The following is a 14,356-nucleotide window of genomic DNA, read 5'->3' as shown; positions in this document are numbered from 1 at the left end:
TGACCTGCCCAAGCCGACAGACCTCGAAGTCATAGACCTCGTGTCTGACGTGATGAGATCATACGGGCGTCTTTCGCCCGGCCGACTTGTCGATCTCTCGCACGCGAAGGAATCTCCGTGGTCAGCGGTTGTGGACAAAGCACGAACAGATGTTGCTTTTGGGATGCGGATACCTGAAAATGTGATCCTAGACCGATTCCGCCACCATAAAGTATCGGTCGGCACTAATCCTAGTGCAGGAGAGCCGCCCAGTGACGACACGCCTTTTGCCTGACATTGATCTTGCGCGCATCGCCCCCCAGCGCGATGACATGAAGCGTAAGAGCCTTGAGCAGATGAAGGGCGGTTTCTCAAGCTTCTCCTACAAGCCTGTCCGTTCCTGCTATTCCGACATCTTCAACATCCAGCCTGATTTGGATTTAGGCGCAGCCGATCCTGCGCCTTGGACCGTGATCGAGGCTGAGTTGCGGAAGCGCAGCAGATCGGATGAGGAGTTTACCCACAACCGGCGGGTCGCTCTTGGCTTGCGCGACCTTGCGTCTTCTGGCCGGATATTCGGGCGGCGACAGGAGTTCTTCCCGCTGTCGATGGGCATGGGGCAGAAAGTCACCTTCTGGCTGCCGATGATTGTCGCCATCGACGAGCAGGCGAGCGCCCTGTTCGTAGAGCCACGCCGCACTAGAGGCTTGACCGCCGAGGGCCGAAGGTTCGCATTCTCGATGATGCACGAGCGTATCCGAGCTGCTGACGAGGACTTTGCCGGTGTTCGGTTGACTATTGTGCAGCTTGGCGACCCGTCCAATGATCGGCGCGCGGTTAGGCTCCACACGGACGAGGGTGTCGAACTCTACTCCCGTGAGGAATTAGAACGGATGGTCGCTTCGACCTATGAGATGTGGCGCGAGGTGCTGGAAGATCGCGAGCGTAAGGAGCGTGGTCGGGCGACGGGCACCGGTCCGTTGTTTGACTGACGCCTTAGCGTCCTTCAAGCCGCCGCCTGACAGCCTTCCGCACCCGATAACAATAGGTCTCCTCCGCGCCGTCGCTGCCGTACCATGCACGCTCATGGCGGGCGAAAGCCTCTTGCTCCGGGTCGGGATAGCTATCAATAATACCTTTGGCTACGTGATCAATTTCGGTTGAGGAAATCAATCTCGGTTCGATGGCATCCGTCCAAATCACCCACAATACCAAGCCTATGAATATGAGCAGTTGGCCGCAGAAAAAGGCAAACAAGAGCCAGCATGCAATTTCAAGTATGAGATCAATCATGAAGTTTACAAGAACCTGAGATAATTTTTCTCTTAAAAAAGAACTTATACATCCTATTTTTAGGAATCCATAGTACCTATCTATGGATTTAGCAAGCTGCATATCGCTCTTTCGAGCGCATGGAACTTCAACGCCTCTTCGGCGCGAATGTGCGTCATCACCGTAAAGCAAAGGGCTGGACGCTTGAGCGTCTCGCTGAACTGGTCGGCGTCTCCCAAGAGACAATTGGTAAGATCGAGCGCGGGAAAGCCGCACCGCTTTTTGAAACTGCCGATAAGATTGCGACGGCACTAGACGTACCGGCGTCAATTCTGTTCGGAGCTGACACCGCTCCCGGTACAGGCGAACGAGCAAGAATCCTTACGGATATTCATCGGACTCTTTCGGGCATGAATGAAGAACAGCTTGGCCGTGCTGCAAAAGTGTTAAAAGCTTTTATGGGGTAGCTTTTAAAGCTCGCTACCAAACTGCGCGCTTCAACGGGCCGTCAGAGCGCATAAGGCAGGCAATGCCGGTATTGGCGGCCAAGCCGCCGCCATGCCCGCCTCGGACACGCTCGGAGGCCGTCGGAGCACGTGCGCCGGGCACCTGCACCCAAGCAGCAAGCCCTTGGCCTGTAACCTGTAACTGTAACCTTGGCCTCAAAAGAAATATGGGGTGTAGGGGGGAGTGGCATACCCCCGGTGCCCGGTGCCACACCTTTTGGCAGCCTGGGTTACAGTTACAGGTTACAAGCCCGCTCAAAAGGGCATGTCATTATCGGCGCTCTCGCCAAGGCGAACCAGCACAGCGATGCCGCCATCCACCCGTTTGGCAATCCATTCCACTTTTCGCTCTTCCTCGGTGCCGCGTGCAAAACCCTTGCGTGGCGCGTTCGATGTCTGCCCGAGATCACGCAGCCGATGCGAACCATATTCCCAGCCAAGACGGTCCATGATGCGTTTCTGGCGCTGTGCTTCCGTTGGCAGCATTTTGCCACCTTCGAACCCGAGCAGCAGCTTGATGCTTTCCAATGACACCCGGCCTATCCGGTCGTTGAACCAGCCTTCCAGAACCACCTCAAAGGAGTCCTCCACCATGCGCACGGCCTGCAATTCCGCCGCAGCCTGCCAAAGATGCTGAGACAACGTGATGGGCTCGCCCGCCTGCTCGCACACAACCGCCTCAGCCCAAAGCTGATGGACATCGCGGCTGAACCGTTCGATATCGATGGTCTTCACCCGCACCGGCCAGAACCGGCGATTGCCTGTCAGGTCGCGCAGATAGGTATCCTCATTGGTCGTGCCGATGATGACGCAATGCCGCCGATAGGGTTTGGCGTCGTGATCGTAGGCCTTGCGGTAATTGTCCGTATCCGTGCCGAGAAACTTCTTGAGGCTCTGGCTGGTGGTCTTGTTCATGCCATCCAGTTCCTGGCACTCGACAATCCACGCGCGGGCCAGAAGTTCGGCCTTGGTCTTGTCATCGCTCTTCAGATCGAGACTGCCGCAGAACCATTCACGGCGCACGGCGAGCTTTGCCGCAAGCTGTGACTTGCCGACACCCTGCGGCCCTTCGAGAACCAGCATCGTATCGAACTTGACGCCGGGCTGCTTGATGCGCCTGACGCCGGCGACCAGTAGTTTGGCACCGAACTCGCGATTGAGCTCCGTATCGTCCGCGCCGCAATAATCCCGCAGCCATGTATCGATGCGCGGCGTGCCATCCCATTGCTGACTGTCGAAATAGTCAATCACCGGGTGATAGGCCTGCTCATGGGCAATGGCGATCAGTTCGCGTTTGACGGCGTAGGACGACGCCTTGAAATGCTTGTCCCGCAGCAATTGGCTGGACAGGATTTCGCCGATAGCGTTGAGGTCACGGTCATCGAGACCCTGGCCCGTGATCTCGTCCGCGTTTATGAAGAGATTCCGCCGGGAATCGACTTCCAGCAATGTCAGCACATAGCGGATGTTGTTGGGGTGGTTCTCGACCGGGCGGCCCTCCGCCGTCACGTGCGGCCAATCTTTCCGGCAGGCGGCAATAAACGCCATGGCCCGCGCGACCTGCCGCTGCGCATAGCGCAGGGGGTTGGGGCTCTCCAACACATGCGCGCTGATCTTCAATTCCGGCTCGGTGATAACGGAAATGACATGCCCCGGCGCGACACCCTTTCCCAACAACCAGAGAACACCGGCAAACACCAGCTCGGAGCGTGACCCATAGGATTTGCCGGGTGGCGCCTTGCCGTCCGCCAGCGCTTCCACCCAGTCGGGGTCCGACGGCAATATCTCTGAAAGATCTTCCGGTAGTGGAAGCGGCTGCAAGTCTGCCGGGTCGAGCATGTTGCCAGCCTTCGCGGAGATGGCAGGCATAGTCTCGCGCACGGGCTTCAGCTTGAAATCCGACACCTCATAACAAACCGGCGGTTGCGATAGGTTGATCGGCTCGACGACATAGGCACGCGCAGGCACCCGCCCTGCATCCCGCTTCTTCTGGTTGAGCCAGTTGACTGTAAACGGTACCCGCATCAATTGCGCCGGGCTGTGCGTGTTGCCTTCGCCTCGATAGGCCTGAAGCAACGCCAGGTTGAGTGCTGCCGCCTCCTCAACGCCAATCGGCTCTTTCAATCGCCAGAATGCCTGAAAGCCGCCGCCGGAAAAAATGATCGCTGTCGGCGGTGGCACATTCTTTGGCATGCGCTTTGGATCGGTCAACAACCCGAGAATGGTATCAAGTTGTTCCGCCGGCGAGCCCGGATAATCCTTGCCGTCGAGATCGCAATGCAGAATCCGCACGGCGCTGAGATTGGCCTTCGCCCGTTTACCGGTCAGGAACTCGCCGTTCGGCAGGAAGTAGTTATTTCTCTGGTATTCGTCGCCATTGTTCATGGCGATGAATTTCTCGGCAGAACCAAGCTCGTGCGGTCCATAGGTTTTCTGCAAGGGGATTTCTGGCCCGACGCTGTTCATGCGTTCAAGATGCAATGGCGCGCCCTGCGTCAACCAGGAGAGGAACGCTATGGCACGCTTGGGGTCCGGCTGCAGGTTCTCAGTCATAGCGCATCTCCACCGGAACGCATTCCTTGGAGGTCAGCCAGTTTTCGACATCTTCAGGCCGGTAAAACACCCGGCCTGTGCGCCTGCCGGATTTGATTTGGATGAATTTCGGGCCGTAGCCCAAACGGCGACCCTTGTCGAAAAAGCTCTTACTCAAGCCCGTGATGTCGGGAAGCTCTTTGGTGGTCAGCAGTTTTCTGGTTTGCGTCATTGGTGGCTCCTTTGTTGGGAGCCTCCCAATATTCACATGCGACGCTGGCGAGCCACAGGTTTAAATCGCCGAATTAACACCGCGAAAAACTTCCTTGGGCATGTCGACACGGACGCCCAGCGGCTCCAGCAGTTCAGCAAGCTCGCGCAGCTTCAGTATGAAAACGCTCTCAGCCATGCCTGACTGCCCATAGGCCATTTTCAGCCACTCATCCTTGTTGCGGCAGAACTTCTCCTGAAGGTTGTCGGCCTTGTCATCGCTGTGCGGATGGTAATTCGGATCGGCCGCCTGACGGACCCGGATTGCCTCCCGGGCCAAGACGGTCGGCGGCGTGTGATGGTCGCCGCCATCCGGCCATGCCAACTCGTAATTCTTCCCGATCTGCGGGGTGCCACGTTCGCGGATATAGGCTTCGGTCATGTGCACCAACTCAGGCAGATCATCGTGTACGCTGCGCCCACGCTGGCTCCTGATACCGAACAATGCGCTCTTGGCCTCGTTGAGCCGCCTGTAAGCCTCACGGCCCTTGGTATCGTCAGGATAGGCGCGGATGATGGCCAACAACAGGACATCGATAACGGCGGTTACGGCTTCGGCTGATATGTCGCCGTCAACGGGAATAGGTCTGATCATGCTGCATCTCCTACCAGTTCAAGTATTCTCTCGGCCACCTGTTCCACCGGACCGCGCAGCCGTTCGGCATTGACGACGATATAGCCGCCCGTCACGTCGCCAGTTGCGCGGTGATTGAGCAGCCGCTTGAGCGCGTAATAGGGAACGTCGAGGCTTTCAGCGATAGTAATGAACGTGCGCCTCAGATCATGCAGCGTGAAGCTGACGCCGGAACCCGTGACAACCCGGAGCAGGAATTTCTTCGTTTCAACAAGATGCCCCTGCTCCCCCGGTCCGGGAAACACATAGGGCAATGCGCCCGAACGTTCGAACCTATCCTCAAGCATCTCAACCAGAAATGCCGACAGCGGCAAATGCAGGGGATCGCCGTTCTTGGTTGTCGGCAGATGCAAGGTGCGCGCCTGCAGGTCCACATTTTCCCAGCGCAGTTTCAAGAGCTCTCCCCGGCGCATGCCGGTGAACAAGGCCATTCGCAGGAAATCGCGGGAATATTCCGGCTCGGCCCTGACGGCCTTCCACCACAGCGGCAAATCCTGCGCGGTCACGACGGTCTGCCGCCGCTGCTCCCGGTGCCACGCCCGCGCCTGCGTCAATATCTGCACGGGATTGGGCGGAAAATCGTCATGGGTGGCGGCAGCGAAATTGTAGACGGACCGCAGGTGCCGCATGACGTTGTTGGCGGTGGTCTTGCCCGACTCATTGGAAATATCCTGATGACGCTTGAGCACCATCTGGCGGGAGATCGCCTTGATCGGTTGCTTCCGCCACGTCTTCAGATAAAGCTTTATGGTACGCGAGTAGCCGTCAACCGTATGCGAAGAGAGATGCGGTCTGGCCTCGAAAAAGCGATCAAAGGCATCAACCAGCGTGAGTTTGGCGACAACCTGTTTCCGCTTGGCTGCATTAGGGTCGCGCCCATCGGCCATTTCACCCAGGAGCGCGAGCGCCTTCTTGCGCGCCACCTCGGGCGCAAACACATCGGCCCGCCCGATGCTGACACGACGCGTCCGGCGGTTCACCTGCCCTTCGGCAAAGTAGACCTTGGATTGGGCACCGACGCGCAGACCGAAACCGGTCAGCAGCGTATCGCGATAAAAAATCTGGCCGCTCTCGGGAAATGGAATTTCATCAATCGCACGGCGGGTAAGACGTAAATTAGGCATTGAGACCTCCTTTTGGCCTCAACTCAAAGTAATATGAGTTTTTAAAAATGACAAGTAATATCAGATAGTTATGACATATTATCCTACGATGTGCAACACCGGGAAACAAAAAGAAACGCGATCCTACACCCGCGCACGCGTGAGCGATGCAACATGAGCAACGCAAGTGTCAGGATAGCCGATATGCATCGTAACTTTGAACTCCATTCGACCAATCTCCACTGTGCGGTATGTCAATTATCGACACGCCAGCGATCTTTACGCAGTCGAAGTAACTTGCTCCCGCCTTCTTTGAAGATATTCCGGCCGTGGAGCATAAAGCAAAGGCGCGCTCAACTTCTTCCCATCGTATGCTTTGAGATAACTTCCCAGTGATAAATCATCTCCAACCCTTTCCCAGTCTACAGTAACTGTAAAGTCGTCTTCAATTAAAACATATCCGTTCTCGAACGCTCGATCCATAATCAATGAAAGACATATACCATTCGACGGGTCTAATCGGATGCTCTTGTCTTGACTCCAAGGAACTATATGTGCAGCAACAAGAAAATCCTTGGTATCTATACCAGTTATTGCGCATCGAAAATCGTATATTTTTTTTACTTCTTCGGAAAAAGCCCTCTGAGCACTGCCTCTCGTTTTGGCAGTGGCGTAAGAATCGTCAACTTCATAGTTTTTATTTTTGATCTGTTCGCGGAAAGCCTCTACCTGCTCAGTAGAAACCTCTAGAGTTTCGGCGACCGCATCTCCTTGAGATGGCGGCGAGAAGCGAGCTTTCAGCGCTTCCAAAAGACCATCCACAGATGACACGATTTTCACAGGAAGCGGCAAGGGCTGCGACCACGCGTCATGATTCCGGATTGGGTCAAAAAATAGGCCATAACCGGGATGTTCCAAGTAGGCAGCGAGCGCGAGGCCTGCGTCAGCTTCGAACGTACTGATCATCGACACCGAATTTTCGGATGCTGCGAGATGAGCCAATGCGTCGTTCACCTTGGAGGTAGGTGCCACTCCACCGCTTTGAAACATCGACCAAGCCAGCGCTGACTGCTGCGATGTCTTCGCAACGAGAGTCTGAATATCTTGGGGGACGAGTTGGATGTTGGCCCACGCGAAATCTTCGTTGGGATCCGCAAGATAGGCACGCAGATGCAATGTTGTCGGCTCGTCCCGCAACTTAATTGCCATCAGATATGGCTGCCCGGCCCCCCGACTCTTTAGCAGTGTAAGCTCCTCGTCGGCCTCTGTCGATTTGAAGCGCGTAGGATCACCCGGAATCGTCTCAGCGGTGACTTCACTCGGTGCTGGGGACATTCTCCACGCCTGCGGTGCACCAAGGCTCGTTTCCCATTTGAGGTGAGGTCGGTCCGCAGAACGGAAAACCAGCTCGCCCGGTGCCATTCCAGTTGGCCATTTATATGTGAGTGGAACTGATGTCGCGCCGCTCGCAGGCACCGGAAAGAGGCTTTCCACGGTTTCGATGAACTCATCTTTTCGCGAGAGCTGAATATAATCCTTCGTGTACTGCGTGCCCTCCAGTCGTCCATAGGTCGCACGGTGTGCCGAGGGGCCGTAATATATTACGAGGACCCATTCTACTGGTTGAGCGGTCATTCAACCCTCCCAATGATAATCGCCTCCGGCGACTGGTGCGCTTCGACTTGTCTCCTGCTCTGCGCTGCCAACGCGCGATGAGTAGTGAATCGCACGATTTCCGAATTTGGAAAAAGTTCGCAAACTGCTTCGATGTCTCGATTAGACATTATCCATTTGATGCCTTTCCGCGATAGCTCGGCGCAAATATCTGCGAGTTCGATCAAATCTGGCAATTCAAAGGTTTTAGCCGTGTATTTATTGAACTTCGCTGTGGGCTCTTTTTCAATATCCGGCCGAGAAAATACCGGCAAATAGGGTGGATCGAGGTATACAAAATCTCCGGCAGAGGCTCCGCGGAGTACTTCGCGGAAGTCGGTGGCAATGATGTCTGCCCGCGTGAGGACCTTGCCTACGGTTGTCATGGTGATGTCATCAATGCGTTTGAATTGACGGTCACCCCATGGAACATTCATCGCTCCAGTACGAGAGTTTTCGCGCCAAAGGTGGTTCCAAGAAACGCCATTCAGGTAGAGAAAGCGTCCGGCCTTTTCAACAAGTGAAGTTGGGGCGCTTAAACGAACGGAGTAATAGAATTCCTTGGAGTCATTTGCCAAATACCAGTCCAGCAAAGCACGTAGTTCAGCTTGATGGTCCCGCATCGCAATCCAAGCCGCCACGAGATGACCATTGAGGTCTGTTAAATAAGCTCGACCGGAAACACGCGAAGCGCAAGCCAAAAAGACAGCCCCCCCTCCGAGGAAAGGTTCATAGTAATTTTTTATACTTGCCGGAACGTGGGGAAGGATGCGCGGAAGCAGGCGCGACTTTCCGCCAACCCACCTGATAAAGGGCTTCATTGGTGGATGATCCAAATCGGCTCCCGGAAATTTATCGTCACGCGTTAATCTGGCACTTTGGGCCATTTATCAAGCCTTTTCATTGTCTGGTCGATGGTGCATAAATAAATCCGATTCGCATAGACACCATCTCGTTGTCTGCAAGCTTCTAGCCCGGAAATCAATATGTCTGACGTACAACTCATTTGGCCGAACAAGGACTTAGTGTTGTGTGCCTCGGGGTCCACTGACTATCAGTGGGTACAACCGAATGACCATCGAATGCGAAACTCTCTAAAGTTCGAGACCATTGGAGCGTGCTCGCTTGATGCTAAACCAAACGTTCTAGCGATTGGTGATGGACTAGACGTCTTGGAGTCGCTGAACACAGGTACGTCTCTCTTTGAGGGTGGTATTCGCCTAGTTTACATCGATCCACCTTTCAATACGAATGCGGGTGTCCGTCAATATAACGATACAATGAACCGGTCGATGTGGCTGAGCATGATACGCGATCGCCTTATGGCAATTCGTCCACTTCTAGCGGACGATGCGAGTGTTTGGGTTCACTTGGACGATGCCGAAGTGCATCGTGCTCGGGCTGTAATGGACGAAATCTTCGGCGAGCAAGCCTTTGTTGCATCAGTCGTGTGGCAGAAAAAAAATACTCGAGATTCGCGAGCGGCCTTTTCAACTAACCACGACACCATACTTGTGTATGCGCCGAATGGCCCGAGAAAGTGGAAGACGTCTAGAAACCTACTCGCCAAGGATACCGCTCAACTAGTTAACAAGGACGATGATCCTCGCGGTCCTTGGGTAGATGCACCATTTACCGCCCCGGGCTATCGGAGCGGTCAGCAATACCAAATTGTCACGCCGACCGGGCGAATTTTGCGACCGCCTCGCGGTAGGTCATGGTATGCGACAGAAACAACCTTTCAGACTCTACTTGCTGATGGGCGAATATGGTTTCCGAAGGGAGGTGATGGCTCACCTCGACTTAAACTCTTCAGCCACCAACTCCGCGGCCTTGTGCCATTCACAGTCTGGGGCTCATCAGATACCGGGACCAATGATGATGCCAAGCGACACCTCATGACACTGTTTCCTGACCGAGAAGTTTTCGAGACTCCTAAGCCCGAGTTGCTGCTCGAACGGGTCATTCACATAGCCACGAACCCGGGAGACTTAGTGGTCGATATCTTTGGCGGGAGTGGAACCTCTGCTGCAGTTGCACATAAGATGCGGCGGCGATGGATAGTAGCTGAACGCAACGCTAAGACAGTTTTGGATTTCTTGTTACCACGTCTCCAACATGTGACAAATGGAACGGACCCTGGTGGGATTACCGAAACGACCTCTTGGATAGGGGGGGGCAGCTTTGAAGTCGTTCATGTATCGCCACGGTTTGGGAAGCCGCTTCGTTCTGATACTCTCGGAGCTATCGAACAATGTTTGGCCAACTCAGCAATCCAAAAAGAGTTTTCAAACGTGTGCTGAAGTGAATAGCTCGGTGTTAGGCAGGTCAGCTGATATCTAGGCGGGCGGCTTAGCACAACTAACCGGTGCTAAAAGAGTATTGGCGTTCGCGAATATTTCTCAATCGAAAAGTATTCAAGCCAATCAATCAGCTCTCCAGAAACCGTTTCGGGAGAACATCCGTCAACAAAGTAGTTATTCTGACCACATATCCATCGCAGTGTTTCAGCGTCATCGAATAACGCGTTGGAGAAATCACAATCATTAAAATCGTGATACATCTCGGGTTCTCTTGAAGACCAAAAATTTTGTATTCTGGAAATATGGCATTCGCTAAATTTGCATGTATCAAATTTCCAGCTGAATATAATGTTTTGACAAGCATCAAATTTAACATTGCGAAAATTTTGACTCTCAGCAGCCAAATCAAGCGTGCCATCAAGACCTAGGAAAAACCCGTCAACATAGGTCACACTTTTTACCCCGTGGAGTATCTTCCATCGTGTTTCAGAGTTGCTCGCATCAAATCGTATCTCCCGGTCCGAATGGCGACCGACGGTTTCACCTCTTTTGAGCACGAGAAATGCCTCTTCCTGATGCGTATGATTATGAGCGTTACTCATTTCACGTTGAATCAAATCTGCGATTAAGTTCATCGCTTGCACTGCGAACTCCTCATCGTCGCCCATGATCAATACTGCCAGCGTCGATATTCCTGCCGATACATGCGACGGTTTCCCAATCTCTCCAAGAAGTTTAGCGCCTTCCTGAAGAAGCTTTGCTTTGCTTTCTCGCTCGGAAAGGCGAAGTTGACTTGCGGCCAGATCGGCCTGACGTGTAGTGATCTTACCGCGCCAGTTAGCTGTGCAGTAAGTAACAACAGCAAAGAGCGCCACTCCGAATGGGGTGAATAGCTGAACCTTCCACAGGTCGTCTTGATTAAGTCCTTCTTCGAAGAGCCAGATTGCCGCAATTGAAAAACTGAGCAGAGCAAAAATAGCAGATGAAACCGATAGCGTTTCCCAGTTTCTTTCTGAAAGAGTTGGATACTCCTCAGTTCTACTTGTTTTAGAATGATCACCCTTCATATACCTTCCTAGATCCTAATCGGCGATGATCCGAGCTGCGCTCCGAATGCTCTCGCTGTAGTTTGACAAATAATTTATGGGTTACCCATTTAGTTGCCGCCTGTCGGAAGTTATCGCTAATTTTCGCAATGCAAATAGCGGCTCGGCGAACGATCCTGAATGCTACCATTCCACCAACCGCCCCAAAGAAGACGCATAGCGTGAAAGCACTTGGACCGCGAGACTCCTCCATCTACATGATCATCTTTTCCACCTAGTGTCGAAAGCCGTTAATAAGAGACAGCAGATAATGCCCATCCTGACAAACGGACGTCGGAGAGCAGTTCGACAAGCTTAACTTCACGCGCCAGTTGTTGCATTTTTTGCAATAACTGTCCCCATAGGTGTCTCCTCGCAGCCAATGTGTAAGGAACGCTTACGGGCTGCCGTGAACTTTCTTTAAGAGGGCCACGGCATCGGAAACCTTCGAGACAGTAAGCTCCACTCCCCGGCCTATCTGGTGAAACCCGTTGATGGGGGGAGGTCCGCGCTTGGTTCGCCGGCCTCGTCGGGGGCATCGTCTTTTCCGGCTGGTAGGGCGTTAGTAGGGTCACGGTGTGTGATCGGGAGCAACCGGGTGAGACTGTGTGCAACACCGCAATGGTGAAAACCCTTTTTGATTCAGCATGTTATCCTAAATTGCGCCATCCTGTGCCACGCTGTCCAACCGTCTGAAACGATTGCGGAATATAATTCGTAATGATGGGGTCCTCGGTTCGATTCCGGGAAGCGGCACCATTTCTTTCAAGCGCAATTGGATGTTACCTGTATTTTTACTGTTTTAAAGAAATCAATGTGCACGCCCCTACGAAATTTAATAGTAAAAACTATTGACTTGTACTTGCACGTCGCGTTCTTTCTAGGCAACTTCGTATGTAAAGCGAATAGCCAGAGGAACTGAATGTTTATCAGCCACTTAGTTATAAAGAACTTCAGAGCAATCTCTGACCTTAGTGTATCATTAAGCCAATATATTAACGTGATCGTGGGACCAAATGGTGTCGGCAAGACAACAATCCTTCAAGCAATTCGTGTTGCGAAAGCAATTGCGGCTCCAAGGACCCAGCAGGAGCCCCTACAGGTTCTTATTTCGCTAGGTGCAGCTTCACCTCATTTCCCACAAAGATTGTTCCTCAGCAGCTTAGCAAGAGACCCATCTCAACTGATAGATGTACGTTGCACATACACTTTGACGAGAGAAGAAATACAAATCGCCAAACAGTTTCTCCCCGAGGTCGTTCAAAATCTAGTTGCTTCCAGGGTTGGGCAGAATTTTTCCAATCCAGCAATGCTTGTGCAATTTATGCAATCACCACAAGGGGTTGCTGCAACCATGGCTGCCACATCAGAATTAACGGGTTTGTTGGGCCGATTAGATGCCGAACCAACGCTGACGCTCGGCGTGGCCTTAAATGGGGTGTCGGGACAAATAGCCGTGACTGACCCGCTTGCCGGTCCACTTATCGGCTTTCTTGACCAACGACTCCCACCATCACTTTCAACATTTTCGTATTTTCCGGCAGACCGAGCCTTGCCAATGGGCGAGGCCACTCTTCAGTTGGGAGGTCCCGACGCTCAACAACAACTAGAGATGCACAATTCCCAACCCCAAATAAAATATCAGAGATTAAAAAACCTGATAATCAACTCTCTTGTCATAGACGACGCTGAAAAAGAAACCGTTCGGAATGAATTCGAAATTATCTTTTCTAAACTCCTTAAAGGAAGAAGTTTAAATAGAATACATGTGAATGAACTTGGTCTTCTTTCAGTAATGACAGAAGAAAAATCTACAGGTCGCCTTATAGAGTTAGACAGCTTAAGCAGTGGCGAGAAAAATATCGCCCTCACTTTCCTTATTGTTGCAAAGTCAGTTTCTGATAGTGGAATTGCTTTGTTTGATGAGCCAGAACTGCACTTAAATCCTGCAGTTAGCCGTGATATTTTGACGTTCATGCTCAATCAATATTCAAAACCACGCAATATTCAGTTCATCATGTGCACTCATTCTCCCGAGATATTATCTGGCGCGTTCTCTAGCGACGACTGCGCATTGCTTCATTTAAAGTCGGCATCAGATATTACCAAGGTTGGCAAGAGAGCATTGGACGAATATGCCGACGCCCTCCATAGGCTGGGAACCTCGGTAAGTGAGTCTCTCTTGTATGAAGGCACTGTTCTAGTAGAAGGCGACGATGACGTGGCATTCCTAGAGACGGCCTTTCCTGAGTTGACTAGGAAACTGAAAATTGCCGACCGTGGAGGGAGACGTGAAATCGAAAAGACCATTTCACGTCTACAGGAACTTGAGAAAAAGGGGCAACAAGTCGCACCAATCTATCTCATTTTTGACAAGGATGAAGAACTTACAGATTTGAAAAGCTCGGCGGCGGTTAAAGTAATGCAGTGGAAGCGCCGCTCGATCGAAAACTATATGCTTGATTCAGACGTGATATCGGAAATTCTAAAAGATGAAAGCGCAACTCGGCATCCAATCAATAGTGCAGGTGAGGTCCATAAACTTATTCGTGAGCTTGCTTTTGAGCAGATAGACGCTATCGCAGCAAGAGAGGCATACAATTCACAAGGTTATAAAAACTCCTCTCTAACTAAAGGTGATGTTTCTGACACCGGACTGGATGTTATTGCTGGTAAATTATTTACTCGGATGTCGACTGCGCGCACTTCGATCCCTAATGTGGAGCAATCAGAATGGATAGCAAATTTCATTGAAGCTGCGAAAAAGCGTAAATTGGAGATTTCCTTGAGTTGGGAGGCTAAATGGCGCGACCTCTGCGACGGGAAAAGACTACTTTCTGACCTCTACAAGCGATCAGAAATGAAGATGTCTGAAACTGCATTCAAAACCCGCATCACTCAGAAGATGCGGGATCTAAGTTCGGAAGACTGGCGATTGGTTCGCGCTCTACTAGATGAACTTTTGGCGCACTAGGCTTGGTTAGAATGGGAATGAACATATTTCAGTGATTGCTAAGTG

13 protein-coding genes are annotated in these 14,356 nt (G+C 52.4%); 5 read left to right on the top strand and 8 right to left on the bottom strand.

Annotated elements, in window-relative coordinates:
• The first annotated feature begins 130 nt into the window (after positions 1 to 130).
• Positions 131 to 274 (top strand): hypothetical protein, encoded by a 144-nt coding sequence (locus tag LC586_RS43655; RefSeq protein WP_229490415.1) that lies wholly within the window; start codon positions 131 to 133, stop codon positions 272 to 274.
• Positions 252 to 971 (top strand): type VI toxin-antitoxin system SocB family DNA replication inhibitor toxin, encoded by a 720-nt coding sequence (socB, locus tag LC586_RS43650; RefSeq protein ID WP_229490414.1) that lies wholly within the window; start codon positions 252 to 254, stop codon positions 969 to 971. The genes LC586_RS43655 and socB overlap by 23 nt, the downstream gene beginning before the upstream one ends.
• 4 nt (positions 972 to 975) lie before the next feature.
• Here the strand turns inward: socB and LC586_RS43645 are convergent, their stop codons facing one another.
• Positions 976 to 1,374: a hypothetical protein gene (locus LC586_RS43645; protein ID WP_229490413.1), complete on the bottom strand. Its 399-nt coding sequence runs from the start codon at positions 1,372 to 1,374 to the stop codon at positions 976 to 978.
• Between the two features lie 17 nt (positions 1,375 to 1,391).
• Between LC586_RS43645 and LC586_RS43640 the strand changes: the two genes are divergently transcribed.
• Complete coding sequence (locus LC586_RS43640) at positions 1,392 to 1,718, top strand: helix-turn-helix domain-containing protein (protein ID WP_229490412.1); 327 nt, start codon at positions 1,392 to 1,394, stop codon at positions 1,716 to 1,718.
• 294 nt (positions 1,719 to 2,012) lie between these two features.
• Here the strand turns inward: LC586_RS43640 and LC586_RS43635 are convergent, their stop codons facing one another.
• From LC586_RS43635 to LC586_RS43610, 6 genes are all read right to left on the bottom strand, one after another.
• Positions 2,013 to 4,310 carry a virulence-associated E family protein gene (locus LC586_RS43635; RefSeq protein WP_229490411.1) on the bottom strand — a complete coding sequence of 766 codons (2,298 nt, stop codon included), beginning with the start codon at positions 4,308 to 4,310 and terminating at the stop codon, positions 2,013 to 2,015.
• Positions 4,303 to 4,521 (bottom strand): helix-turn-helix transcriptional regulator, encoded by a 219-nt coding sequence (locus LC586_RS43630; RefSeq protein WP_229490410.1) that lies wholly within the window; start codon positions 4,519 to 4,521, stop codon positions 4,303 to 4,305. Before LC586_RS43630 ends, LC586_RS43635 begins: the two co-directional genes overlap by 8 nt.
• Positions 4,522 to 4,581: 60 nt before the next feature.
• Positions 4,582 to 5,154, bottom strand: a complete 573-nt coding sequence (locus LC586_RS43625) for a hypothetical protein (protein WP_229490409.1) — start codon at positions 5,152 to 5,154, stop codon at positions 4,582 to 4,584.
• Positions 5,151 to 6,317 (bottom strand): integrase family protein, encoded by a 1,167-nt coding sequence (locus tag LC586_RS43620; protein ID WP_229490408.1) that lies wholly within the window; start codon positions 6,315 to 6,317, stop codon positions 5,151 to 5,153. The genes LC586_RS43625 and LC586_RS43620 overlap by 4 nt, the downstream gene beginning before the upstream one ends.
• Positions 6,318 to 6,575: 258 nt before the next feature.
• Positions 6,576 to 7,931: an HNH endonuclease gene (locus LC586_RS43615; RefSeq protein WP_229490407.1), complete on the bottom strand. Its 1,356-nt coding sequence runs from the start codon at positions 7,929 to 7,931 to the stop codon at positions 6,576 to 6,578.
• Entirely contained in the window at positions 7,928 to 8,836 is a 909-nt protein-coding gene (locus LC586_RS43610) for a DNA adenine methylase (protein ID WP_229490406.1), read from the bottom strand. The genes LC586_RS43615 and LC586_RS43610 overlap by 4 nt, the downstream gene beginning before the upstream one ends.
• A gap of 99 nt (positions 8,837 to 8,935) precedes the next feature.
• On the opposite strand from LC586_RS43610, the gene LC586_RS43605 reads away from it, so the two are divergent.
• Positions 8,936 to 10,252 (top strand): site-specific DNA-methyltransferase, encoded by a 1,317-nt coding sequence (locus LC586_RS43605; RefSeq protein WP_426136683.1) that lies wholly within the window; start codon positions 8,936 to 8,938, stop codon positions 10,250 to 10,252.
• Between the two features lie 68 nt (positions 10,253 to 10,320).
• On the opposite strand, the gene LC586_RS43600 is transcribed toward LC586_RS43605, so the two are convergent.
• Entirely contained in the window at positions 10,321 to 11,319 is a 999-nt protein-coding gene (locus LC586_RS43600) for a hypothetical protein (protein ID WP_229490405.1), read from the bottom strand.
• Between the two features lie 940 nt (positions 11,320 to 12,259).
• Between LC586_RS43600 and LC586_RS43595 the strand changes: the two genes are divergently transcribed.
• Positions 12,260 to 14,311, top strand: a complete 2,052-nt coding sequence (locus tag LC586_RS43595) for an AAA family ATPase (RefSeq protein WP_229490404.1) — start codon at positions 12,260 to 12,262, stop codon at positions 14,309 to 14,311.
• The last annotated feature ends 45 nt before the right edge of the window (positions 14,312 to 14,356 follow it).

The sequence above is a fragment of the Nostoc favosum CHAB5714 genome, from assembly GCF_020829495.1.
GTDB classification, from domain to species: domain Bacteria; phylum Cyanobacteriota; class Cyanobacteriia; order Cyanobacteriales; family Nostocaceae; genus Nostoc; species Nostoc favosum.
The sequence above is the reverse complement of the archived record's forward strand: the minus strand, read 5'-3'. Positions and strand labels throughout refer to the sequence as shown.